A 25,235-nucleotide genomic window follows, 5' to 3' on the forward strand; every position below is an offset into this window, starting at 1 on the left:
ACTCCTTTAGGGGAACCATAATATTCTATCTGCTATTCCTTCTTTATCAATTGCTTTCTTCAGTTGTTCAATATGCTCTGGCACCATTTTTTTCGTATCAATAATTACGTCATGCCCCTTAGCAAATTCTTCATGTATTTTTTGCATACCATTTTGAATAGTAAAAGCACCCTTTTTAGGATTGGTTATAGGTATTCCGTTCCTACCACTTGGATATGATTCAAAACTCTTCACGTCCCACTTTATGCCCGTAGTGGTATCAATGAACTCTGCGCCCTTATCTGCTTGTGAATCACGTATTATTCTCCCTAAATCACCTCTTGCTTCTAATTGTAATCCAATATCTCTTTCATTTATATTTTTGGGTTCTATTTTCCCACCACCAGAAGGATCTCGAGCCAAATCATCCAACTCTTTGTGATTCCTGCCTCCAGTGTATGTATCTTTACCCATCCCTTTAATATTACTTGCTTTCCTTGCCTCAGCCGATTCCAAATTCTTTTTAATCTTCGCCACAGCTGGATGAGAAGAAGGTACGCGAAACGGCCCTTTGCCACCCGGCATACTCCCGCGAACCATCTGAAATGCCATAAATAGCTGGCTGAACTTTAGAGAAGTCAACATGATCTGAGCATACTTATCGGATACAGGCTCACCTGTGAAGGGATGAATTCCATTTTCAAAGGCTTTGATCTGCATCGCATAAATATCTTCCCCGGGCGCTTCAGCATCCGTAGCTTGCATCCGATTAATATCCAAATGCCCCTGATCCTTCTTATATGCCTGGAGCGCAGCCTGATCCGTAACACCATTCTCGTTCACAGGCATCCACATCAGCTTCCCATACACATTGACTTGCGCCATCCGGTAGCCTTTATCCTCCGTACCCGCATCATTTCCCAAGGTCTTCATCATTGCTCCCGCACCCACAGCGCCAACAGCACTTCCAAGACTAACCTTTTCAGCATCGACATTCTCAAATCGCGTAGCGATCTCCTTGAGTTCCTTGGAGATGCCCACCATACTCTCCAGTGCTTTATCCAATATAGGACGCGACTGTTCAAACTCATAGTAGAATCGCTCCTGTGTCGCCCCCATCCACATCATCTGAACGAACATGATCTGTCTCGTCAGTTCACTGCGAATATGCTCCAACTGTTGTCTGGCCTGATCCACCTGATTGGATACATGATGTAGTTGCTCAGGAGTCACCTTAATTGTACTCATCCGTTTTCACCGCTCATCTGATATATGATTAACCTATGTTAGCAGAAGTACTAGTACAATACATCCGCCTAACCTCCTGATTTCACTTCATGAATCCACGCTCAGAATGATTTATATCCATCCTTCAGCCCCATAGGATCTCTTTGTAGGTATACATGTTCCTGAGGGTTGTCCTTCGATTTGACGACTGCAGGATACTGTGGCATTTTACTGCGACGATCGGCATAATTTAACAATTCATGACATTAATGAAAACAACTTGACTTATGATGATATTCAGGAGTACTATATGTTTATATAAATGGAATATATTACAAATTTTAATATTTATTTTAAGATCTCATTTTCAACCGGTATTAGGAACTACTACTAGCTAAGATATTAATACGTACAAGCGAGTTTTCCATTTTGTCTGCAACACCTAATTCATTGGCAGGCATTCATTTTACATATACATTCCTACTTCATAGAGTCTTCTAGCCTGTAGAGTTCTACCTCCTTTATTTCTTTTTCAGTAAAGAAACAAGGGGAAGAACCATTTTCATAAGAGAGGAGGGCAAGAGGCTTTAATCTGCAAGCAGGTCTATTTGTCGTAATCGCATGTTTTGTAAAAGAATACCCATAACAAGAAAGGTGGAATTTATTGCTATGAGAAAATGGTTTAGTTTAGCTCTTATTCTTGTTCTAGTGCTTTCGTTTAATGTAGCTGCCTATGCAGATGGTGACGTGACTCAAGCCAAACCGTTGACAAAGGAAGAAATTATTAATTCCAAAGAATTCCGTGAAGCTGTGAAAGCGGCTAAGGCTGAATTTGAATCGCAGAAGGCTGATAATGCGGGTGGCCCAGTTCTGTTTGCGCCTGCTCCGAAGGTATCTCACATTAATGTATACGGTGTTGTATCTCCTAATGGTGGTCAAGAAATTTACGGCTTCAATAACAACCCGCTCTCCACGACCAATGATCACGGTGGGGCTTGGATTCAGTGTATTACGTTCCAGATCGGTTATGACAGCAGTCACTACGGCAAACTCGCCGGCAATACTATGACAAACAACTGGTCTGAAGCTATTGATCTGGACGGTGATCGTGTCATAGATGCTTTTGCCCATTCTTGGGTTTATGAATCCCCTAATACAACAGGCGGGCAATTTGTAGGAACGGTCTATTCCATTAACATTCCAACACAGTGGACCGCTTGGATTAATGTTCGTTAACAGGAAGGATGTAATCTGAATTGGCTATCTTGGTTCTATCATGTTAACTTAGCCACGCTTGTACTACTTTGAATCCGAATTTTAGACTAAAGTAATCAAAAATAAACAAGTCAGCCCACTAATGGACTGGCTTGTTCATTATCATTCGAAAGTTCACTATTTCTCTTGCTCTGTTTTTGTAGTCGAAGCCGGCAATTGAATCATTGGCGTATTTGACCCACTTACATATGGAAGGGCTCCATCCCATTTCTTGATGGTTTCATATTCAACGAGTTGGCTCGATAAGGATTGTTGAAGCTCTTTATTGGCTTTAGCTTGACCTTCTGCTTCGATCAATAGTTTATCTGCATTACCTTGTGCTTCCACGCGCTTGCGCTCTGCTTCTTTCTTAGCGATCTCAAGTTCAGTCGTTTTACGTTCCAGTTCCTGAGAAGCTTCGACACGTTTATCGATTGCTTCCTGAGTCTTGGCGTCAGGTTGAGGAACACCTACGGTAACGTTGGATACGATAAAGCCTAACTCTTTAACGTCATCCGAAAAACGTTGTTGCACGTCCACGCCTGCTTCAGATGACTTTTCACCATACACATCAATGACTGTAAACTTGGAAATACCTTTACGAGCTGCGTCACGGAAACGTGTTTTGAGATATGTATCCTCAATTTCTTGAATGCTAATTGGCCCAAATGTATTGAATATAGAAGATACTTTACTTGGTTCTACTTGGTAGTTGTAGGCAAAATCGATTGTGATGTTTTTTCCGTCAGATGTAGCAATTTGAATATCTCTGTATTCCACCGTTTGAATTCGGATCGGATATTTGGTTACTTTATCGAACGCTCCAACCAGTTTCCACCCTTGACTCAGTGTGCTATCTTTTACCCCTCCATTGGGTGAATATACGACCCCAACATATCCGTTAGGAATTCGTGTGACAAAGAAGGTCACCAGTAATACTCCCACGATAATAACCAATGCAACCGTGATCGCCCCTGTTCTAAACGTCTTTGAATTTTTCATCAACATTCTCCTCCTGTTTGAATTTATTGTATTTCTTCAGAATTCTACTACCTATTTTATTGAATAGCGGGATCATTAATGCCCATAGAATAAAAGCTAGGATAATGATTAGAATGATTCCCCCAATAAATGGCATATTCGTCATCCCCTCTTTGGATGTAACCGAGTACACACCTCATCTGCACGAATAAATCCGCATAGCTAATTTAGTTTTATCTACGCTTAATCATATCCCATGCTAAACCCTCATGGCCAAATTCTACTTCACAAAATGCTGTGGCTTCATCTACATCTGTTTAAATGTTAATCTCCGTTCACCCAAATTTATAACCAACCAATTATATCCTCTTATATATATACTTTGTAAATTAGTATTCGGTGTCAAAGATCTCTAGCGTCTCATCTCTTAGCCCTAGAATTTCTAGATCGGGAAGGAATATGCGATTCGACTTTTGAGGGAGCTTGTCAGCACCTGAAAATAGAACTATTATTAGGAAAAGTAGCTAAAAAACGGTGAGCGAGGTACGTCGAGTACCCAGTTATTCCTATCAAGAAAGTGATCAACAACAATCTATCTGGGAATTATGAATCAGAAGTAAGTTGTACCCATTGCTCTTTTCTGCAAGGGATACAACTCACATAATATGACACCTTTTTTATACGTATGTATTTGAAAAGAAGACTTTTACCTATTGTTATAAAATTTACAAATCAAAATCAAAATCAAATTCTGCGTTCAAGTCATAGGCTATACCAATTGCCTTTTGCTCGATAGTAATCGCAGGGGTCTCATTATTAATAATCCTGATCGAGAAGCTAAACGGAAAATTCTAATCATGCTTTATTCTCAAGGTTTTCAACTTTTCAAAATGTGGCCACAGAAGAATGAGGATCTGGTTCAATTGCTGATTGATATCGAAAGATTCCTGATAGTCCATCTCCAAGAACCAACAGGTTTCTTTTCGATACAAATCTCTCTCATCAATTTTCTCTCCTTTTATATAGGTTACTGATCGTTTGATTCCAATCTGTTCTGTAATTAACTTCGGTTCGAAACGATCTACTGTAATGATAAATTCAGCCTTGATATTCGTTTTGACCATTAAAATTTCCCAACTTATTCATATACTGAAATTAATTTAAAATCATAAAATTAATGTCTTTTAAAAGTAATATATAGTGTATACTAACACAATTATATCTGATAATCTCATTTCTCAATAAGAAAAACCTCAGATCGGTTGAGTACCGACCTAAGGTTTCTCAAGTCTACTATTTAAGGTTATCTATTGGGAAAAAGGGAAGTTCATAATATCGACTTTAGAAGAAAGCTTACTTTTCCCTAACATCCTCCTCCCAAGTAGACAAACTCATTTCTTACTTTCTATTTTTCTGCCATGATCCCTAATAAAACTTTATTTCCCTTATTAATGTTATCTATTAAATTCGAAAAACTAATTTCCATTTCTAAATGATCACCTAGCGCATGCGGAACTGAAATACTTACTCCAATGGCATCTTGAGTGATATAACTAAATGTACCTGAATCATTTACTTGTCCTACTTCATCTGAGTATTTAAAATAACTTATTAAATCTATACTATTATATCCACTCAAGATTTCTGTTATTACTCCATTATCTAACAAATTCAAATCCTCATTATACCTTTTGTAATCTCCTTGTTTAAATTCTTCCACGAATGCTTCATTAACCTCAATTAAATCAATTAATTTAACTCTCGATCCTTTATTAATATCAATATTCGATGTGTAAAAAACATTTAAAGGATAGGCTGCTCCTTCAGTAAATGCTGACCCGAAGTATTTAATACTTATTAAATCGTTACTTTTAAGCATAATCTGATAATTTATATCAAGACTATCTTTCTCCAGTGAATAGGAATTAATTATTCTTGTCGCTTCCTCTTTAATCAGCGCATTTATTTTGTCATCATTTGTAATATTAACTACCTTTGGATATATAATGTTAATATTATTCTTAGAGTAATTACTACTTTCAATTTTGTAACTTTTTTTTATACTCATTTCATTACTACCTTTTGCTTGTTCCGAGTGCACCTCAGCTTTCGTATTACAGGAGATTAATAGTAAAACTGATATTATAACCAATAGCCAATGTTTCATGTCGTTTCATCTCCAGTTCAAGTAATAAGTCTCTCACTAGCGTAGAGTTTTCTTAACAAGTGTATAATATTTTTTTCTATTAGCAAGATGATTCGTTCCACCGTTAACTCGCTTAGTCACTTGGGTAACTGAAGCACCTGAATCTACTAGTTTATTCAACTTGTTATCATCCCACCAAAATCCTGCTGCTCGCCATGCATAATTTTCAGCAACGTATTCAGCACCTATTTTCATTATTTTTTGGTCCCCCATAGCGTCCGCAAAACGTTGGTAGTTATATCTACCTGTCATTTGTATATATCCTGCGCCTCTAAATTTATAACCATCTCCCTTTTTAGTATTACCAAGTTGTTTACCTAATTTGGTTCCAGGCTCATATTTAGAAAAATATTTTTTGCCACCCAGTTCAGTAGTCCATCTTCCCAATTCGGATTCTTGCATAACCTGTGATAGGAAATGACTAATCCTCTCTTTAGTTGTTATATCAAAAGTCCCTAACGTAACATTTAAGTCTTTCACCATGTTATTTGTTATATTTTGAAATCCCAGTTGAGTTAACTGTTTTTTTGTTACATATACTGTATATCCATTAGCAGTATTTGGCGGAACAGTATTATATGGACTATCACCTACGATTGGCGCATGCCCACTCGGATCTACATATTTTAGAGGATTATTACTTACATAGGAGTACAAATTCAAACTGAGCGGATCATTTAGTTCCCCTTCGTACGTATCCTCACCAATGAAACGTGCCATGCCTGGATCATACCAACGCGCTCGCAAATATTGCAGTCCTACCGTATCATCCCAATATTCTCCGGCATAGCGAAGCATATTAGGTACGGTTTCCTCTGTTGTTAACGGTCCACCCCAGATATCATAAGTGTAACTGTTCAGCACTTTGCCTGCATCGTCCACGAGGCCAACGACATCGCCATGACCATTCAACTGGTAGTATTCCAGTTTACCTGTTTGCTTGTCCTGGCGAGCCCATAATTGCCCATACAGATCATAGATATAGGCATATGTCAGCTCTGCTTTTCCAGACGTTACAGTGCCCTCAGCCATAAGTTTGGCTTCTTCATCGTAGTAATAACGAATCGTTTGGTCACCTTCCGTACGTTCATACAACAGTCCATCTCCATTATAGCTGTAGGTTACCGTTTTGCCTTCACCCGTTGCTTTAATCAGACGATTCTGGCTGTCATACGTATACTGTGCATCCTTTAGGCCGTATACCTTACCACTTCCGGTACTGTACCGGTTACCATTCGGGTCATAAGTATACGTTTCTTTTTGCGTACCCGTTTCGGTCTGAATCCGGCTCAATTCATCGTATGTGTATTGATCAGTTTCCCCATTCTGTGTACGGGACGTGATGTTTTTATTACCATCATATTCATAGGCGAACTGTTGCACCGCAGATGTCCCTTGAGAGATCGTGATTCCCGACAGGTCATAGCCGCTGAACTGGTAGCTTGTGCTGAGGCCCTTGCCAAACGACAATTTCTCCAGCAAGCTATTGGACGCATAACTGAATGTCATACGATCCACAGGCGTCGTTCCCGATGCTGCGAGTGCAGAGGCCCCTCCTGAACCCGAGGTAATATCCATGGAGGTTACCCGATTCATGGCATCTACTTCGCCGTGAATGCGCAAGGATTGTCCTTTGGCATCCGTTAAGGTATACCCTAGACGTTGCTGGGTATTGTTTTCAAAATCAAGTCGTGTCCCATCCGGGAACGCCAGTCCGTTCAACATCCCATCTGCTGCTTGATAACTGTACGTGGTCTTTCCATGATCATCGGTCATCGATGTTCTGCGGCCAATCTCGTCGTACGTATAGGATACATTCGTATCCGGTGCTTTCATACCTGTGAGCATGTTGTCACTGTTATACGTATACTCTGTTACTTTCCCAAGTCGATCCTGTTTTTTAATCAGATTACTTTTCTTATCGTAATATAACGTTGTCGCATACCCGGCTGGACTCGGATGCGTCTGTTTAATGAGTCTTCCCAATTCATCATACTGTTTTGTGACTGTTTGCGTATTCGGTGATACGATCTGTGTCACTTGGCCCTGATAGCTATAGAAGTACCGACTTGTCTCTTGCTTCGGTGTGGTTACCGTCGCGATTTGTCCAAGCGCATCATACGTATAGGTCGTTTGTTGACCGTTACCATCGATAGATGCAATTACGTTACCATCGATATCATACTCGGTTTGTTGTAACGGAACATATGCACCATTCCGATATTCTTCCACCGCCGTCACTCGACCAAGTAAATCCTTCTTCTCCCGTGTTTGATTGTCAGCAGCGTCCTTATAGGTCACTGTTTGACCCACAGCATCAATATTGGTTGTTCCAATGGTCCCGTCTGGATACTTTGTCTCTATCGTTTGTCCAAACGCGTCGACTACAGCTCTCGTCACATTGCCTTCGGCATCCTCAACAGCCGTTACATTACCTTCGCGGTCATAGGCGTATTTGTACGTAGCCTCAGCCGTCTGCTCTTCTACCAAAAGGCCTAGCGGATTATACCGCTCGGTCGTGACAATGCCATCTGGTGATGTATTTGTAATGATGTTCTTAACATCATCGTACGCCGTAGTTGATTTCGTACCATCAGCATGCACGATTTGCAGAAGTCGCCCTTCCTTATCATACTGATACGATTCCTGTTCCCCGGATGCATCGGTTGTCTTTTCCAATTCACCAGCATTCGTATATTCATACGATTCCACGAGGGCTTCTGCTTTACCGGCAGCATCATTCACGGTCATGGACTTGGATTTCACCAAATGCCCTGCATTAGCCTGATAACTCAACGTAGCTACGCTGTCTTTAGCTAAATAGCCGCCTTTATCCGTAGTGCTGATGACTCTTCCTTTATCATCCAGCTTCACTTCCGATTCAGTGAGCAACTGACCACCGTATCCATTTTTGGTGGTAGTACGTAATGCGTCACCTTGATTGTTGTATGTCGTCTCGGTATATCGCTCTAACGAGCTGTTAATTTTCGTGGTAGACCGCACTGGCTTAATCCAGTTATACGGAGCTTTGCCAGTTTCGTACGCATAGGTAGATTCCTGTCCTGTACTTTGTTTTTCGGACGTCACCATGCCGTTGGCATCGTAGGTCATGGTCGTGGTTAGCTTCTCGCCCGAACGGCCATTCTCGCTTACCCACTCCGTCATTTGAGTCGGAAGGTTTCGCTTCGTCTGGTTATCGTACTGCAACTCCGTGGAATAAGTCACGTCATCTCCAGTTAACGTGTGCTTATCTGCGCGAACCAAATCTGGATGCGCTGCAGCGCTAAACGTTTTGGAGAACGTCCAAGTATCTACAGTGTTCTCTGCTTTCACTTTTGTTGTCCATGATGCGGGTTGACCGTATGCTTCCAGGTCTTCTCCAGAATATTCAAAGTTAATCTTGTCCAGAACGCCTTCGCCTTCCGTTGTACTAAACTGGCTCTTGCGCTCTCTTACTTTGAATACGAAATGGGAGGAAGCTTCGCCAATCTGTTTTAACTCCGGAATATATGCATAATCCGTTATAGCTGATGAAGGGCTTGTAATACGCGATAGCAACGCTGTATGCATCACACCTTGAGCATTTTGGTTGCTTTGCAACTCAGGTAAAAAGTTGAATTTGGATTCCGGATAATAATACGTATACGTCGTTGTCCGATCGAGAGCATCCGTGTATTCTCGCAAAATACGAATGCCTTCGTCCTCGCGTTGCGTGTATGTTGCTTTCCGATCCGTTCCGGCAAGCTGTACAGTAACCTTCAGGTTGTCATAAGCAAATGTCAGCGCCTGACCTTCGCTGTTTTCAATTCTTGCAATGGCTTGGTTTCCATTTAATGTTGTATAGTGAAAATTCACGTTATTCTGGTAGCCATCTGTAATTTGCAACAGTTCTCCGGCTTCATTAAATAGATAATCGTAGCCGTTTCGGATGGATAGACGATAACTGCTAGATACGCCATTAACAGTCACGGTCGCATCTCGCTTAACGGTTAAGTCATTCCATATGTAACCTTCCAGTTCCAGGTTCGCGTTTAAGCGGTAATTGCCCACGCCTGGAATCAGAATATACTGATGATCGTCACGCTTTTCCATGAAAGGAATGTCCCAACGCCAGCCTTGCCCCAATCCAGCAGAGAGTTCTTCCTTGCGTGGCGTAACCATATTGGAATACGTTTGTGTCGTTTTGTCATATTCAACGCCAAGTTGCCCAGTGGCTCTAGCGCTGTCATAGACGCGTGTCAGATCAAACGGAATGAGTCCAGGTAGAGAAAGGTCAGTACTCTGAATCATCATTTCCCCTGTAGCAGTAGAGATGGATTCCGCTCCATAAGACGTCATATAAAGCGATGGGTCATCTCGGATATCGACATGGTTAAGTCCAGTTTCATCCACGGTCGTTCCCGTACCTGGAGTATCCTCTCCAAGAGCATTAATCGAAAAGTTGTTTTGCTGTGATGAACCGGAAGGGCGTAGCCCCTCCATTTGAATCGGTTCGCTTATTTCTTGTGCTTCTAGCCATTTTTCAGCAGCCTCGCCGCCTGTGCGATCTGTCTGTAAAGCTTTATACAATTGGTACAGCGAGTAACCTTGATCTAGTTTTTTCTCAATCCAATCTTCCTTGATACCAAATTGCTCTTTTAAACTATGGACAGTAATGTAAGTAGCGGAAGGGAGGGAATCCCTACCTTCTGCCGCCGCTGCTGTTTGTCCTCCATATCCAAAAGAACCGAACCCACTAAGAACCAATATGACGCATAACCAAATAATCGTTATTTTCTTAAACACTCCATCACCTCAACCTCAATTTAGACAATCATTAATTAAATGGGAAAATCTTTTTCGTTCGTTTCGTTAAATTACCGTTGCGATCATACTCAAACACAATTTGATCTCCTGTAAATAGAACGACTTTAAGCAATTGATTGCCATAGCCGTACTCATAGCTATTGTCATTACGAATGTTCATCCATGCTGCTTTTATGGCTCCCTGAATCGGTTTTCCTTCTTTTTCACTTAGCTTGAGATAATAATTCTGTCCACCTTCAAGCTCCCATTCAAGAACGGTATATAGCTCACCATATACCTGTTCTTGCTCTATTGAAGCAGCTACCGGAATGCTCAATTCCTTATCTGAATACAATTCGATCCGAGGTTCAATGGAAAAATCACCTGATTCCTTTATGGCAATCCGATACTTGTCAGAGCTATACGGACTAAAACGGTAGTACACATTCCCTTGCTGAACTGTCGGAAGCGCCGTCTCTGTGTTTTCATACAAAGTCAGAAACTCCACTTCCACTTCCTTGACCGTAAAGTGCCGATAAGCACCTACAAATTTCAGCGTTTGAGCTGACACGTTATGTACCTGAATGTCAGACTTTCCAGGTACAAATTGTCCTCCTGTAGCGTTCTTTCCTTCCTTAATAACCACTTGATTCTGATTCCGAATAACGTAATCATAGGTTCCTCCTTCAGAAGGAGAACCAACGAGTATAGCCTCATAAGGTGAGGTATTCGAGAACAAGAGCGTGTTATTTGGCGTCAAATTCCGCTTGATAAGTGCAGGCTCCTGACTTGAGCTGGCTGTCACAGGAGAATGATATTGAATCGTTACAGGTTCCGTAGATACTACGGTAACAACAAGCGTTGCACCTGCTGGAATATCCCATGTTGCATGACTCATACCTTCCACGAAATACAATGCTTTATTAGATTTATCGTAGACTGTATAATCCACAACGGATGCTACTCCTGCGATTCGTTCAATTTGAGCAGGTTCCGAACCCGGATTTGTAAATACTGCGCTCTGCCCTTGGTTAACAGTGATTTCCGATTCTGGTGAAGGGACTTGATCATCTTGTCCACGGAAAACGCGGTAAATCCCACCATACGTTATGGGTTGATCTGAGATGTTGGTAACAACAACTTTTTTACCACCCAAGACATACGCCTCAATCGCTGTTGCTGTTCTACTGCTTGACACTGTTCCATCTACGTTGTAAATCGTGTAATCATACACCCGCCCCTCACTGCTGGAAGCATCATTTCGGACCCTTTTCGCATCTGAGCTTATGTTGGTAAAGGCATAGCTCTCGCCTTTGTTCAACGTTACGCGCAGATAAGCTGGTTCCTGGCTATCCACTACAGAGAAATCATCCGTGTATTCAAATGTTACAGGTGTACTTCCCCCTACGGTAACGACGGCTTCACCACCAGAAGGAATGGTAGCGAGACTTACATTGCTATTGAATTTGTCACTATGTGCTCTGCCGTCTGCCTTATACACCACAATATCAAACAGTGCACCTAATTTTTTGGCGTTACTCCGTATTGGGTTGCTGAGTGAGCCTCCATTATGGAATTTTACCGATTGCCCCGGTGATACCGTAATCTTAGTTAGTGCTTCATTTGGTCGATCCTCTACATCAAAAATGGTGTAAATCGCACCTATGGTTACAGGCTCCGCAGATACGCCTGTGATTACTGCTTTATTTCCATAGTAAACAACTGGTTCAACTGCTGTTGCTTTTCTTGTACTCCGTTCTGTGCCATCCGGATAATAGGTGACGTAATCAAATATCCGCCCTTGACTGGTGGACGCATCACTGTCGAGATATTCCCGAGCGGTACTGTTATTCCAAAATGTCACGCTTTCTCCCTGTTTGAGTGTTACGCGATGGTATGCCGGCTCCATACTTTCTTCAACCGAGAAATCATCCGTATAACTAAACTCAATTGGGACTTGCCCAACTACGGTTACGACTGCGTAACCCTGTGAGCGAATGATCGGATTAGTATTTTTGTTGAATCCATCCGAATGAACGACGTTTTCTGCTGTATAAAGAACATAGTCAAAAACGGCTCCATTGGTACTGCTTGCATTGTTTTTTATCGGATTGGCCAACGAACCATTATTACTGAAAATCATAGATTCTCCAGGATATACAGTGATTCGAGTAATCGCATCACCACCGGCTTTTTGGACATCAAATGTCCGATAGGGCACACCATATGTTACAGGCGTTGCTGTAACCAAAGTTACAACAGCGGTTCTTCCTGCTGCTACAGTAGGTTTAGTGGTCGTATTCGTCCCTGTAGAACTTTCCGTTCCATCCGGAAGATAAACAACGTAATCATGCTTATCTTTGGTCGTTCCATCCGTTTGGAGTGCATCGGATTTGGAACTGATATTAGTGAACTGGTAGCTATCCCCCTGATATAGCGTTGTACGCGTATAGGCTGGCTCATCGCTCCATTCACCGGTATAAACTTCATAGGGAAAACCAACACTAACAGGCTGCGAGCCCGCTCCAGTAATAATAATTTCGTTCCCTCCTGCAAGTGAAGGTTTCCCCGTCGTTTCAAAATTGGAAGCTACTAGACTACCATCTTCTTTGTAAGAAGCGTAGTCTATTTTCCTGTCCTGAGCCGTGGAAGTATCGGCACTTAAAACTCTTGACTGTGTCCCTTCATTAAAGTATCGATAGCTCTCTCCTTTGGATAACGTAACCCTAAGCATGGCAGGGTTAGCTGATACACTGTAGGAAAATTCTGAACGAATTGTCACTGTAAACGGATTCTGACCCGTCGAGGTGATCACTGCTGTATAACCTGAACCTACTGATAAACCACTAGTAGAGTCCATGTTCTCGCCCATGATGCTGCCATCTGGTCTATAAATAACGTAATCGTACGCACTACTTCTTGAGGTCGCCGCATTCGTACTTAACGATCTTGTCGCACTTCCGTTATTCGTGAACATATAGGAATCTCCAGGACTCATGGTCAAAGTTCCGTCTGCCATGGCCATTGCTTGAGCAGAGAAAGAGTTCTCACCGTATGTATCATCAGTAACCGTCGGTTCATCTTCCGGTTCTTCGATAAATTCGTCTACACCTTCCGGTTCTTCATAGAAATCCGAATCAATATCTTCCAGATATTCGTTGTCTGTTAAAGCTGATTCCTCCATAGGAACATCAACTTTCTCCGTGCTACTTTCAGTTGTTATTATGGCATCCGATTGATTCGAAAGCGCATAACCGCTAGTCGGATAGATGGTTCCAATCAACAACAAAGCCATCAGAAAAACAATAAAACCTTTTCTTAAACTCATGGAATTTATATTCCTCCTTTATGTTTTTTCTCCATTTCCTCCCTCAACAGATGTATAAATGGAGCCTAATAAATCATTATCGTCATTTTCCTTATTTTAGGACATAGTAAATTAGTCCCTAAATTAAGGGACTTTTTTCCTTTTATATTTCAGATAACAATTTAAAATATAACCTGTAATTGTCCTAACACGAAACAGAATAAAGGTTCGATGCAGTTCAAATGCTTTTTCAATTGAGTTAATCTTTCCTAACTAGATTAGGACTTAGAGTTATTATATGAAAAATAAAAAAGCCGCCAGTTGGCGACTTTAAGTGAATCAAATAGGTATCTTTCTAGTACATGATCAGCGGACACCTGGCTACTTTCCCTCTGCTTGTATGAAAACAAACGTTCTCTCGTCGGATCGTTCTTCTGAAAAAGCGAAATTCAACCGATCAAAGTTTCTTACGTCCTTCACATCTGTAATCTTATGCTCTGCCATATAACGTACCATCTCACCTCTGGCCATTTTAGCCCAGGTTGCCTTTTCAACAAGCTTCCCATTGACCATTTGTCCGAATACACAAGTAATGAACCGGGTTTCCTCACTCAGAAAAGGAGTGATATTTTTGCTATACTCTTTGGAAGCCAGATTCAGAATACAGTTGCTGTCCGCTTGAAGCTGATCTGCCAGCTTGCTGCCCCAGAATTGATAGAGTGACTTAAAACCTGGACCTTGCAGCTTGCCCTGCATCTCCAACCGATAAGGGGTAACCCCATCCAAAGGCCTTAACATGCCATAAAAGCCGGATAAAATACGTAAATGCTGCTGAAGATACGCCAGTTCCTCATCTTGAAAAACACCCGGAGCCATATATTGATACTGAATGCCCTCATAGGCATAGATGGCTGGCGTAAGATTTGCTTTTATATTCATATTCCGAATCCGCTCCACGTTCTGTTCGGCGATTGCATCGTTACACTTCCACATCGCTTTGAGCTCGTCATAGGATAACTTTTGAAGCAAACTCAATAGCTGTTCTGACTCATTTATAAATTGCGGCATCTCCGCGATAGCCATAAGATCGGTATCGATCTTCATCTTTTTAGCGGGTGATATGATAATTCTCATCGTGCTAATCCATCCTTAATCTACCGTTGTTATTGTCGTTATCCATTGTACAGGATTGGCTAAGTGAATCCAATGGTGGAGCTCACGGTTTCTCCTGCGGTATCTTTAAAAAGACTCAAAAATGAACAAGTCAGCCCACAATTGGACTGGCTTGTTCATTAGATTCAATAAATTCAATTGCATGAGAAAGTATGAAGTGCATTTTCAAGCGCTAATTAGGGAGTTACGCTCCCCGTGCCGCTATTTTGCTCTGTTTTGGTAGTCGGCAATTGAATCATTGGCGTGTTGGACCCACTTACATATGGAAGGGCTCCATCCCATTTCTTGATGGTTTCATATTCAACGAGTTGACTCGATAAGGATTGTTGAAGCTCTTTGTTGGCTTTAGCTTGACCTTCTGCTTCGATCAATAGTTTGTCTGCATTACCTTGCGCTTCCACGTGCTTGCGTTCTGCTTCTTTCTTCGCGATCTCAAGTTCAGTCGTTTTACGTTCCAGTTCTTGAGAAGCTTCAACACGCTTATCGATTGCTTCCTGAGTCTTGGCATCAGGTTGAGGAACACCCACGGTAACGTTGGATACAATAAAGCCTAACTCTTTAACGTCATCAGAAAAACGTTGTTGCACGTCCACTCCTGCATCGGATGACTTTTCACCATACACATCAATAACTGTAAACTTGGAAATACCTTTACGAGCTGCGTCACGGAAACGTGTTTTGAGATATGTATCCTCAATTTCTTGAATGCTAATTGGCCCAAATGTATTGAAAATAGAAGATACTTTACTTGGCTCCACTTGGTAGTTATAAGCAAAATCAATTGTGATGTTTTTCCCGTCAGAAGTCGCAATCTGAATATCCTTGTATTCAACCGTTTGAATTCGGATCGGATATTTGGTTACTTTATCAAACGCTCCAACCAGTTTCCACCCTTGACTCAATGTACTATCTTTTACCCCTCCATTGGGTGAATATACGACCCCAACATATCCATTAGGAATTCGAGTGACAAAGAAGGTCACCAGTAATACTCCCACGATAATAACCAAGGCAACCGTAATCGCCCCTACTCTAAACGTCTTTGAATTTTTCATCACCATTCTCCTCTTGTTTGAATTTATTGTATTTCTTCAGAATTCTACTACCTATTTTATTGAATAGCGGGATCATTAATGCCCATAGAATAAATGCTAGGATCAAGATTAAAATGATTCCCCCAATAAATGGCATATTCGTCCTCCCCTCTATGGATGTAACCAAGCACACACCTCATCTGCACGAAGGAATCCGCATAGTTAATTTAATTTCATCTACGCTTAATCGCATCCCATGCTAAACCCTCGTGGCCCAATTCTACTTTGCAAAATGCTGTGGCCCCATCTACATCTGTTTAAATGTTACTTCTCCGTTCATTCAAATTTATAACCAACTAATTATATCCTCCTTTATATATACTTTGTAAATTCCTATTCGGTTTCAAGGATATCCAGCGCCGCTTCTTGTATCCCTAGAATTTCTACATCGAAAAGGGATAAGCGATCCGGCTTTTGAGGAGGCTTGTGAGCACCCGAAGATCGAACCACTATTAGGAAAAGTACAAGTAAATGGTGGGTGAGGGACGTCCAGTACCCGGTTATTCCTATCAAGAATGTGATCATCAATTCATCTGGTAATTATGGATCAGGAGTAAGTTGTACCCATTGCTCTTCTCTGTAGGTGTATACAAATGATATAATATGACACTTTTTTATACGTATGTATTTTCACAAGAAACTTATTCCTATTGCTATAGAATATACAAATCAAAATCAAACTCTGCGTTCAAGTCATAGGCTTTTGCTCGATAGTAATCGCAGGGGTCTCATTATCCATAATCCTAATCGAGAAGCTAAACAGAAAAATCAAATTATGCTTCATTCTCAAGGTTTTCAGCTTTTCAATATGCGGCTCCAAAAGATTGAGTATGTGGTTCAATTGCTGATTAATATCAAAAGATTCCTGATAGTCCGTCTCCAAGAACCAACAGGTTTCTTTTCGATACAAATCTCTTTTCATATGTTCCCCCACGGGCAAAACTTTTGACGGATTTGCCGCTTGTATTATAGAAATTAGGGAGTGGGTGGCTAGCCTTACCACATGACCTACTCTTTATGTGAACTGGTCGTCACCAGATTTCCTTCTTCGACGTAACAATCGTGATCATGTACCGTTCTGTTGCGGATAAAATCAAATTATTAGATTTGATCGCCCCTACTAGTAATGTCGTATCATCCAACATAAAAGGTGCATTGCCATTTTATCTTCATATCGGGACGGCGTATTCTACAGTTGCGTAGCATTTTGAAAAACCTGTGAGAAAACGAAGATAACAAAAAACAGGTCAGTCATGGTGGTACCTCACCATAATCGACCTGTTTTTTGTAACGGAATAGCGTTATTTAGGGCATAAAATTCAAGCATTTATGTGCGTACAACCGAAATGACGAAATCTTTTATACGGGTATTACAAGGGTTATACGTGTTATTGGTTGAATGATGGTTTCATTCGGTAATGGGTAGCCCCCAACAGACTTCTATTTGCCAGCGCAATAGAATCTGATATCTCAGTTTGTCATTCTAATTTGAATCTCTTTCTGATATTTTTCAAGCAATTCAATACCTCTTCTTCCAACTCTGGATTATTTCTCACATACTCCATGCTATACTTTTCGATGTAAGGATAGAATTCAACTTCATCCATTATGATTTCTTCTTCAGTAACATCGTCAGCAACGCATACTTTATTTTCTCCAATGTAATACTCATCATCAGGAGTATAGTAAGCTGACAACGAACATCCGATAGTTTCAGACCCACATACGTTGCTTCCTGAATCGTATTGAAACTCATTTAACATTTTAAATGGATTCCTCGTATCAGAACGCAAAAAACCCATAGATAAAAATAGTTGGTGTATAAGCCATTCCTTTCGTTCCTTATCAGCAATCAATTTAACTTCATTCATAATAATTTCCTCCCACACCAAACTTGACAACTGAAATTATTTGCCTTCAAGTAGAATTGGATAAATGGAATCTATTTTCCCATCTTTTAATCTCCATTCAAATAATAAACCATTACTTGTAGCACCTTGGTTTATCCCTTCCTGCATTGTTATTCCTGCCTTCTCAACATTCTTTACAGCTTCTTGTCCCCATTTTAAGATATCATCATCAGTAATAGGTGGACCGTATACCGTTTTAGGGTTCTTCACTTCTTTATACATAATATTCCCATTAGCATCTAATTTCAGCTTAAGCCCACCGTTAACATAATCTGTCTCCAATGAGGGGATACGGTATCTAATTTCATATACACCTGTTACTTTAGGATGTGGTTTTGGCTCACCAATAATAAAATCAGAGCGAGACAACCCATATTTTTCTGCTTCAGCATATATTGTCTTATAAAACCCGTTAATATTATGTGCTCCTTTAACACTAACATTACGTCCTCTACCAATACCGTGACCTTCAGTCAAATGTTCAAACAAATCCTTATTATCCCTGCTAATTGTTTCAGATAGAAGCTTAATCGTGCTGGTCCGTCCCTTACTAGCCTCATCATATAGATGCGAGTCATCAAACTCATCGAAAGGCTTACCAGGACCGCCCAACGCCCCTTTGGAAGGCTTGGATTTAGCTGTAATCTTCGATCCAGTCTTACTGTTAGCTACCGCCGGATCATGTTGAACCTGCTGCTTCCAGGCTGCCCACGTATCACCCAGCGCCGAACTGTTCTTACTGTTAACCAGCTTGTCCGCTGCCTTATTTAACCCTTGCTTGGCCAGCATAGCCAGGTTTACAACCATCAACGTAATGCCCAACTTATCCAGCAAATCCTGATCCATTCCAAGAAACGTTGGATTCGTATTGGCGTTTCCGTTTTTCAGATCATTCAGCTTCTCCGCGTTGACCACAATCATGGAGACGCCCAGCGCAGCATCCGCTACAGCCAGCATGTACAGAGATCCTCCACCTGTTGGTATCGCCGCTATAATTGCAACTACCCCGAATAGGATGTTGAATTCTGCAATCAATACTTGGGGACCAATAATAAGCTCTTCGAACGTATATCGGGATAAGTATACCGTTTTTTGGGTTTGCTTGCTCAAGTAGTCGGGCTTTTGCGGTATGCTATAGGCAAGTTCCATCTGTTCCAGCCAAGGACTGATCTTTTCCAATACGCCCCCGATTCCGGTAGCTTCCACGAACTGCTGGATCATCCCTGGCTTTCCGCTCGATCCAGCCGGTTGGGAGGAGCCTTGACCGCTCAGCACTGGAGGAGCTGGCATCATCGCATGGATTTCCTCTGAAGACTTGCCTGCTTGCCCCCCTTGTTCCATCACCTGTTTGGCTTGCTGCTTCCAATCGTACATTGCCGTTCGGTCCTGGTCCATCTGGTCGTAAACCTTCTGCTGGTTCGCCAGTTCGACCTGTTTTTCTGCTTTGCTTTTCTTTTCCGGCTCTGCAGCGGGCTGATTGATATACTTTTGTTGATAGATTGTTTTTTGTTCATCGGATGACATGGTGATCAGCCAGTTCTTGGCTTGATCCTTCATTCCCGGATCACTCTTAGCCGTCTCGGCTACCTGATTACGAATATCCGCTCGCTGCCCATCCGTTAGCTGAACTGCAGCCTTGAGTTGGAGCGATAGATCGATCTCTTGTTTCGCAATTTCTCCTTGAGCGAGCTTATCTACATACAACTCTTCCAGCTCTTCTTCGGTTAGAAGATCCACAAAGTCCACTTCGATCTTCTGGAAGTCAACCTTGGCACTCTGGATCCCCATACGGTTACCGTTCAGGATAACATACTGGTCTGTATTTGTCTGGAGTACAATTTCCTGCTCAGCACGGATTCGAAGAGATTCGAGAACTCCCTCTTCACCCCCACTGCCGGCTTCAATCTGATTACCTGCTACAACGAGAAGATCCTCGCTGGCATTCAGCGTGATATTTCCTCCATCCAGATACAGGCTAACGGTCCCTTTCTCAAATAATACCCCGTCATCTCCCAGCTGCATTTTGGCCTCACCAGGCATCTCGAATACTTTTGTGGAAGGTTTCTGGAACACCGTCCGGCTCTTCATTTCCTCGCCGCCGCCACGAACCGAATTAATAGCCATCGCCTTTTTCTCTGTGCCACTGGGGAAATAGACCTTAATGCGAGCCCCCTCATCCGGCAGACAGTGAAAGATATTGTTGCCCTCTCCCGAATAAGGAAACCACCAATTTCCCTGCTGATCATGTGCATCATCGATATCTAAATGCACCTTCACCATGTTGTTTGCGCGTTTGATCACGCGTCCTTCCAAAGACATCCCTTGGAGTTTATCATTACGGCGGGATTTTCGGCGCAAACTCTGGCGTTTTACCAGCAAGTATTCATACTGTAATAAACCTGCTGAGTAGCTGATCACGGACTCGGAGACCACCCACATTTGTTTCTTAAATGACACATCATCGCCAACTTGGCAATACTGATCACTGGTTACTCGGTAGTTAACAAAATCGGCTTCCACTAGCCGCTTGGCATCCTTGCCTTCAGCATTAGCTCGAAGCTCTTCATAGACAGCTCGATCTTTCATGGCCTTGTAACGCCGGACATGTAGCTCTTTACCCCAGGATAAGTCCGGGACACCAAAGTAGACACGAGGTGCATCCATGGATACGTCCGGTAAAATGACCGTCCCCACTCTAGAAGCAAGTCGCTTCAGAAATTTCCAATCCGTTTCTTCGTACTGTACCAACAAAGCACCTATGGAAGCCTGGTCACTTGTCGCCATATTCTGGGCATCCCCTGAGGCATAATTCCGAACCAGCTGCCGAATCGCATCGGTATAGGTCAGATGCTTGTTCTGATACGAGCGACTCCGCGGCTTCATATCCATGATATATGTACGTGATAGAGCCTCCACTTCTAAAAGGGGGATACCGTCTTCCATCTGTATATCGACTTTGGTAATTCCTCCGGCGAACCACCCCTCCGGTCTGGCATCCGTTGGCTTCTGCAGAACGAGGCTGTCGTTAAAGGAACTCTGGAGGAGGCATTGCTCTGCCTCCTCTTCGCTCATGCGGGCTGTAAAAACACAACGTGTATGTGCATTGAAAGCTCGCTCAATTCGGAAACTGCGGAGGTCCTTGATCTTGTAGGGCCATTGCAGTTCAAATCCATCTCCCTGATAGTTAACATCCATTTCGATACCCTCCTCCGTTATGCCAGCCTTACCTTACAGCAAACTCCGGAGGAGCCGGATCCATGCCATTGGTTAACAAGCGTATCTTTCCTCCACACGTGCAGAACAGGCAGGACTTACTGGTCAGGGCCGGTACTCCCTGAATGGACACATTGGGACTTCCATTGGTCCACTGGGGCTTTGCCCCTGCCAATGCCTCGATCAGTGCACTTAACGAAGGCTTTGACATCAATGTGCTTTGAGCAGAAGCCGAGGCGGTGGGCATAATTCCAGGGGCACAAGGGTAGATAGCCTGTCCACATGTTGGTTCTGTTGGATCGGGGTCAATAATGTACGAAGGATCCGATTTGGGTCCTGCGACACGTTCAGCTAACTTCATCGGATGCAGCTCACTCCGGCAATACCCGAAGGAGTAGAAGTTCCCGTCGATTTCCTGTCCCATTTTTGTATAAGGTATACCGTGAATCGTCCCTGGCTCAGAAGTGGACGTGGCACAATCCTCGACCGTTAGCATCGGGCTACCGTTTATGTACACCCCATTGGTCTCCAGCTTGTTCAGTACCTCCTCATGGGTTCCAAACGTACAATGCATATAGGCTCCTGCCGTTACATATGTATCTTCACTCCTCCAGGGGGAGGAAAGCAGCTTGTTTAGCGTATCCTTCGTTAAGATTGTATCTGTAACTCCCATCTACATGTCTCCTTCTGTGATCTGAATCGGTCTGACGTTCAAACCATATATACCTGCCCGCAGTAGACGTTCTGCCAATTCAAGACGAACAATCACCAACTGAGTCCGATAATACGGAATGAGGAATGCAGGTTCTTGTTCAAGGCCGCTGAGATCAGCCATTATGCTCATAACCTGCCCACTCTGGATCAAGGCTTGATCAGGCGCGATACACGTCGCCTTCGGCAGATCCATCCAGTGATAGAATGACTGGTTATACTGTTCCAGGTTCATCACCACAACTCTTTTAGAAGTAATCTCAGGTGCAAGCTTCATGATGAGCTTGGATAACTCATCACTGAGCAGCAGCAAAGGATATTGCGCAAGGATACTGGAAGAGTAAAAGGGTTGACCACTCTTCACATAAACGATTTCCTCTTCAGCAGCATAGTCATAACCTTGAAGCATTCGCTCTGGCCATTGAAGGCTGGCTCCGTTGGAAGAAAGCTGTCTGTCATGTTCGATCACGTAGTAATTTGTTTCACTCATGAATCCTTCTCCACCCATTCAATAGCAGCGCGCTGTTCAGCAGTTAACTGCACCCGAAATCGATCCTGTACAAGCATCTGGCTTCCTGCCAGATCAGCCCCGGTGAAATCTACCTGCTCCAGCTGTGCACCTGTAAAGTCACCCGCAATTTTCGCATATCGAAAGCTTGCATGATTCAGATGGGCTCCCTGAAACTGGACACCGTTCATACCGTAGAACAGTCCATGTGTATCGACGAAGGTATCGCGGCCACCCAAAGCACCATCGAATCTTGCCTTGCTCAGATCACACCCTCGAAAGTCCACATCATACAAAAGCGTCTCTCCAAAGTTGACATGATCACACTGGCACCGCATAAACCGAGTTCCCAGTAGGCTCGTCTCCTCCATGTGGCTACCGCTGAGTTTCACTTCTTCGAACCGAGCGTAGTTGAAATCTATTTCCCCATAATCCCCCTGCGTAAGATCTACACTCGCAATATGTTCATAGATGTATTCACTGGTCAGCTTGCTCTCCAGCCAACCCTTACAAGTTATCGAGCTGCGCTGCATCCCATTCATTCGGTATACCGATTCAGTCACCTCATGATCCTGAAATTCACCAACACGAACTTCAAATTCTATGTCCTTGTTTAAGTTCTGAAATGAATCTAGTTTACGAATGTCATCCATTGCATAACGGACAGCATGTACCATATAGACATGAAAAGGATACAACTGTCCTGTTTGCCATGCATGAAGGGCAACCTGATCAATCCGGTTCATATATCTCTTGCGACTGCTCTCACATTCCTCGAACCACTGTTCCATATAACGATAAATCCAGCTTGCATCGTATAGAAACCCGCTCGCGGGCATCTCCCCCTCACGGTACCGATCACTCGCGTGTAGCATATAAGTCGGATCTCCCTGATTCAGCCTGGTCCGCATTAACGATACGTGCAGCGTATTGCATGCCTGTAGCTCACCCTGTTCTTGTTGCAATCTTACCCGTTCACAGAAGGCGTCAAATAGAGGAACAATTCCCTGTACTATTTCTTGCCGATGCCTAACATAATAGGCGTGCATCTCCTGTATCTTGCTATTCCGAAGTGGCAGCACTTCCTGTTCCAAGAACTGCTGCCACAGCTCCATCTGATGCATGATCTAGCCCCTCACTGTCTTTATTGGTTCATTAAGATTTCAATCCCTTTAATGACAACCTGGCCTTGGTCGATGGTTAGGCCGCCGTTTCCATCCTTGGTTGACAGATCTATTTGGTTAGCTAGCATGACGACGGACTCGGATACCATTTCAATCTGCTTACTTGCCTGAAGGGTAATCTTGTTCTCACAGTTCAGGATAATGGTTCCCGCACTGGTCAGCGTCAGAGTCGCTCCTCCTGTGGCTCCAGTAATGGTGATTTTGTCTTCTTCAAAGGTAATCTTCTGTCCAGTCGGTGTAAGTAGGAATTTGGTGTTGGGATTGGCCATCAGATCTTCTTTTAAATCCTTGTCATATTGCACAATGGGCTGCAATTGCTCCTGCTGAACAACCGTAGTGGTGATCCCTCCTCCACCACCTCCAGTTTGGGTAGTTTGGGCCGATGCAGGCGACGAAGAAGGTGATGACATGGCCTCTTCCGGTATTTTCTTGCGAACAGAGCTCAGTGCAATGCCTTCCGCCTCCCTTGCATTAGGAAAGTAAAGACGGATACTATCCCCTTGCTCAGGCATACAGTACCACCCAGTCTGATCATCCGAAGCATACATGGTGGAGTAAGGGAACAGATTGGCCGTGGCCAGACTCCATTCCTGGTCACAGTCCAACTGGACTTTAACCTCATCTCTCACGACGCCCATAATCTGTCCTGAAATGGATGCACCGACAAGGCGTGAGTTGTATCGCTTACGCTGATAAGCAGATTTCATGTGCCCGAGCACATAATGGTGGATAAGTAGCCCCTGCTGCATTTCGGTCCGAATTTCAAAGACGTTGAGTCTTTGCCCTTTAAACTGTACCTCATCCCCAAGTTGCAAAACTCGGTCATGTACCTTAACTTCATATCGGATATAATCCTGTTCACTAAGGCCACTAGCACCTTGCGCTTCTTGTTGATAGGCCAGCATGTCCTTATACATGCGGTAATGCGTTGCTTCCAGCTTGCCTGCATCCCGTTGCTCGGGTATACCCAGATAGATACGAATGCGTTTTTCCGTTGATACAGGAATCAATACCGTATGATAATGGGATGCTAATCGCTGCAGAAACTCCCAGTCGGTCTCCTGGTATTGAAGTGTATAAGCTCCAAGTTTTTTCTTTTCCATAAACGTATTGAATGTCTGACCGTCTGGATAGAGCCCGCTAATCTTCTGCATGACATCTGGAATCAAACTGGCAGCATTCTGAAAGGAACGTGTCTCGCGCTTAATATCCATGGCATGCGTATGCGAGACGGCTTCCGCCTCTAACCAGTACACCTGATTCTCCACTCTGACCTGGAGCTTCAGAATGACACCGTGAAATAACCGCTGTTTTTGTCCATGTTCATCGGTATAAAACAATTCAACGGGAGTGCTCTCATCGGCCATACGTACGTATTGCTCTTCTTTTTCCTCTGGAATGACCCCAGTGAATCTTAACTTCCCGTGCTCATGAACTTTCATATGTATCGCAACTTGATGTATTCGAATCTCAAAAGGCTGTATCTGGAGTTGCTCGTAACTAATTGTCGCGAGTGTCATGACCTCTCACCTACTTACTTTTTTTTATTCTGATGCTTTAATTTACTATTTATCGACTTTTAACATATGTTTGTTTATACATTATCCTTAAATTCAATAAAAAGGATATAAAATAAGACTTTACTCATATTCCATAAATTCCTAAACGCGAATAAAAAAGAGCAGCGCGCTTGCTACTCCTCC

The 25,235-nt window shown here is 42.8% G+C and carries 16 protein-coding genes; 1 reads left to right on the top strand and 15 read right to left on the bottom strand.

Features of this window, described 5'->3' with window-relative positions; genetic code table 11:
* Positions 1–6 precede the first annotated feature (6 nt).
* Complete coding sequence (locus ACFTRD_RS18455) at positions 7–1,227, bottom strand: WXG100 family type VII secretion target (RefSeq protein ID WP_379382519.1); 1,221 nt, start codon at positions 1,225–1,227, stop codon at positions 7–9.
* A gap of 648 nt (positions 1,228–1,875) precedes the next feature.
* On the opposite strand from ACFTRD_RS18455, the gene ACFTRD_RS18460 reads away from it, so the two are divergent.
* The gene (locus tag ACFTRD_RS18460) at positions 1,876–2,442 is read left to right on the top strand and encodes a DUF4879 domain-containing protein (protein WP_379382521.1); all 567 of its coding nucleotides are present in this window, start codon (positions 1,876–1,878) and stop codon (positions 2,440–2,442) included.
* A gap of 156 nt (positions 2,443–2,598) precedes the next feature.
* On the opposite strand, the gene ACFTRD_RS18465 is transcribed toward ACFTRD_RS18460, so the two are convergent.
* The 14 genes from ACFTRD_RS18465 to ACFTRD_RS18530 form a co-directional block, all read right to left on the bottom strand.
* The gene (locus ACFTRD_RS18465) at positions 2,599–3,462 is read right to left on the bottom strand and encodes a prohibitin family protein (RefSeq protein ID WP_379382523.1); all 864 of its coding nucleotides are present in this window, start codon (positions 3,460–3,462) and stop codon (positions 2,599–2,601) included.
* Between the two features lie 830 nt (positions 3,463–4,292).
* Positions 4,293–4,565, bottom strand: a complete 273-nt coding sequence (locus tag ACFTRD_RS18470; RefSeq protein WP_379382525.1) for a DUF4279 domain-containing protein — start codon at positions 4,563–4,565, stop codon at positions 4,293–4,295.
* A 281-nt stretch (positions 4,566–4,846) separates the two neighbouring features.
* A complete protein-coding gene (locus tag ACFTRD_RS18475) occupies positions 4,847–5,608 on the bottom strand; it encodes a hypothetical protein (protein WP_379382527.1) in 762 nt (253 codons plus the stop codon).
* Positions 5,609–5,644: 36 nt separating this feature from the next.
* Entirely contained in the window at positions 5,645–10,432 is a 4,788-nt protein-coding gene (locus ACFTRD_RS18480; protein ID WP_379382529.1) for an RHS repeat-associated core domain-containing protein, read from the bottom strand.
* Between the two features lie 31 nt (positions 10,433–10,463).
* Positions 10,464–13,760: an RHS repeat domain-containing protein gene (locus ACFTRD_RS18485; RefSeq protein ID WP_379382531.1), complete on the bottom strand. Its 3,297-nt coding sequence runs from the start codon at positions 13,758–13,760 to the stop codon at positions 10,464–10,466.
* Between the two features lie 360 nt (positions 13,761–14,120).
* Complete coding sequence (yaaA, locus tag ACFTRD_RS18490; protein WP_379382533.1) at positions 14,121–14,873, bottom strand: peroxide stress protein YaaA; 753 nt, start codon at positions 14,871–14,873, stop codon at positions 14,121–14,123.
* A 215-nt stretch (positions 14,874–15,088) separates the two neighbouring features.
* Positions 15,089–15,967 carry a prohibitin family protein gene (locus tag ACFTRD_RS18495; protein ID WP_379382535.1) on the bottom strand — a complete coding sequence of 293 codons (879 nt, stop codon included), beginning with the start codon at positions 15,965–15,967 and terminating at the stop codon, positions 15,089–15,091.
* 727 nt (positions 15,968–16,694) lie between these two features.
* On the bottom strand, positions 16,695–17,009 hold the full coding sequence (locus ACFTRD_RS18500) for a DUF4279 domain-containing protein (protein WP_379382537.1): 315 nt from the start codon (positions 17,007–17,009) through the stop codon (positions 16,695–16,697).
* A 475-nt stretch (positions 17,010–17,484) separates the two neighbouring features.
* Positions 17,485–17,877: a ribonuclease toxin immunity protein CdiI gene (gene cdiI, locus ACFTRD_RS18505; protein WP_379382539.1), complete on the bottom strand. Its 393-nt coding sequence runs from the start codon at positions 17,875–17,877 to the stop codon at positions 17,485–17,487.
* Between the two features lie 36 nt (positions 17,878–17,913).
* Entirely contained in the window at positions 17,914–21,111 is a 3,198-nt protein-coding gene (locus ACFTRD_RS18510; protein ID WP_379382541.1) for an EndoU domain-containing protein, read from the bottom strand.
* 28 nt (positions 21,112–21,139) lie between these two features.
* Positions 21,140–21,802, bottom strand: a complete 663-nt coding sequence (locus ACFTRD_RS18515) for a PAAR-like protein (RefSeq protein WP_379382543.1) — start codon at positions 21,800–21,802, stop codon at positions 21,140–21,142.
* On the bottom strand, positions 21,803–22,330 hold the full coding sequence (locus tag ACFTRD_RS18520) for a hypothetical protein (RefSeq protein ID WP_179263942.1): 528 nt from the start codon (positions 22,328–22,330) through the stop codon (positions 21,803–21,805).
* Positions 22,327–23,472 (bottom strand): pentapeptide repeat-containing protein, encoded by a 1,146-nt coding sequence (locus tag ACFTRD_RS18525; RefSeq protein ID WP_379382545.1) that lies wholly within the window; start codon positions 23,470–23,472, stop codon positions 22,327–22,329. Before ACFTRD_RS18525 ends, ACFTRD_RS18520 begins: the two co-directional genes overlap by 4 nt.
* A gap of 20 nt (positions 23,473–23,492) precedes the next feature.
* Positions 23,493–25,052, bottom strand: a complete 1,560-nt coding sequence (locus tag ACFTRD_RS18530) for a contractile injection system protein, VgrG/Pvc8 family (RefSeq protein WP_379382547.1) — start codon at positions 25,050–25,052, stop codon at positions 23,493–23,495.
* Positions 25,053–25,235 lie beyond the last annotated feature (183 nt).

The organism is Paenibacillus sp. NPDC056933, from assembly GCF_042674385.1.
Lineage (GTDB): Bacteria > Bacillota > Bacilli > Paenibacillales > Paenibacillaceae > Paenibacillus.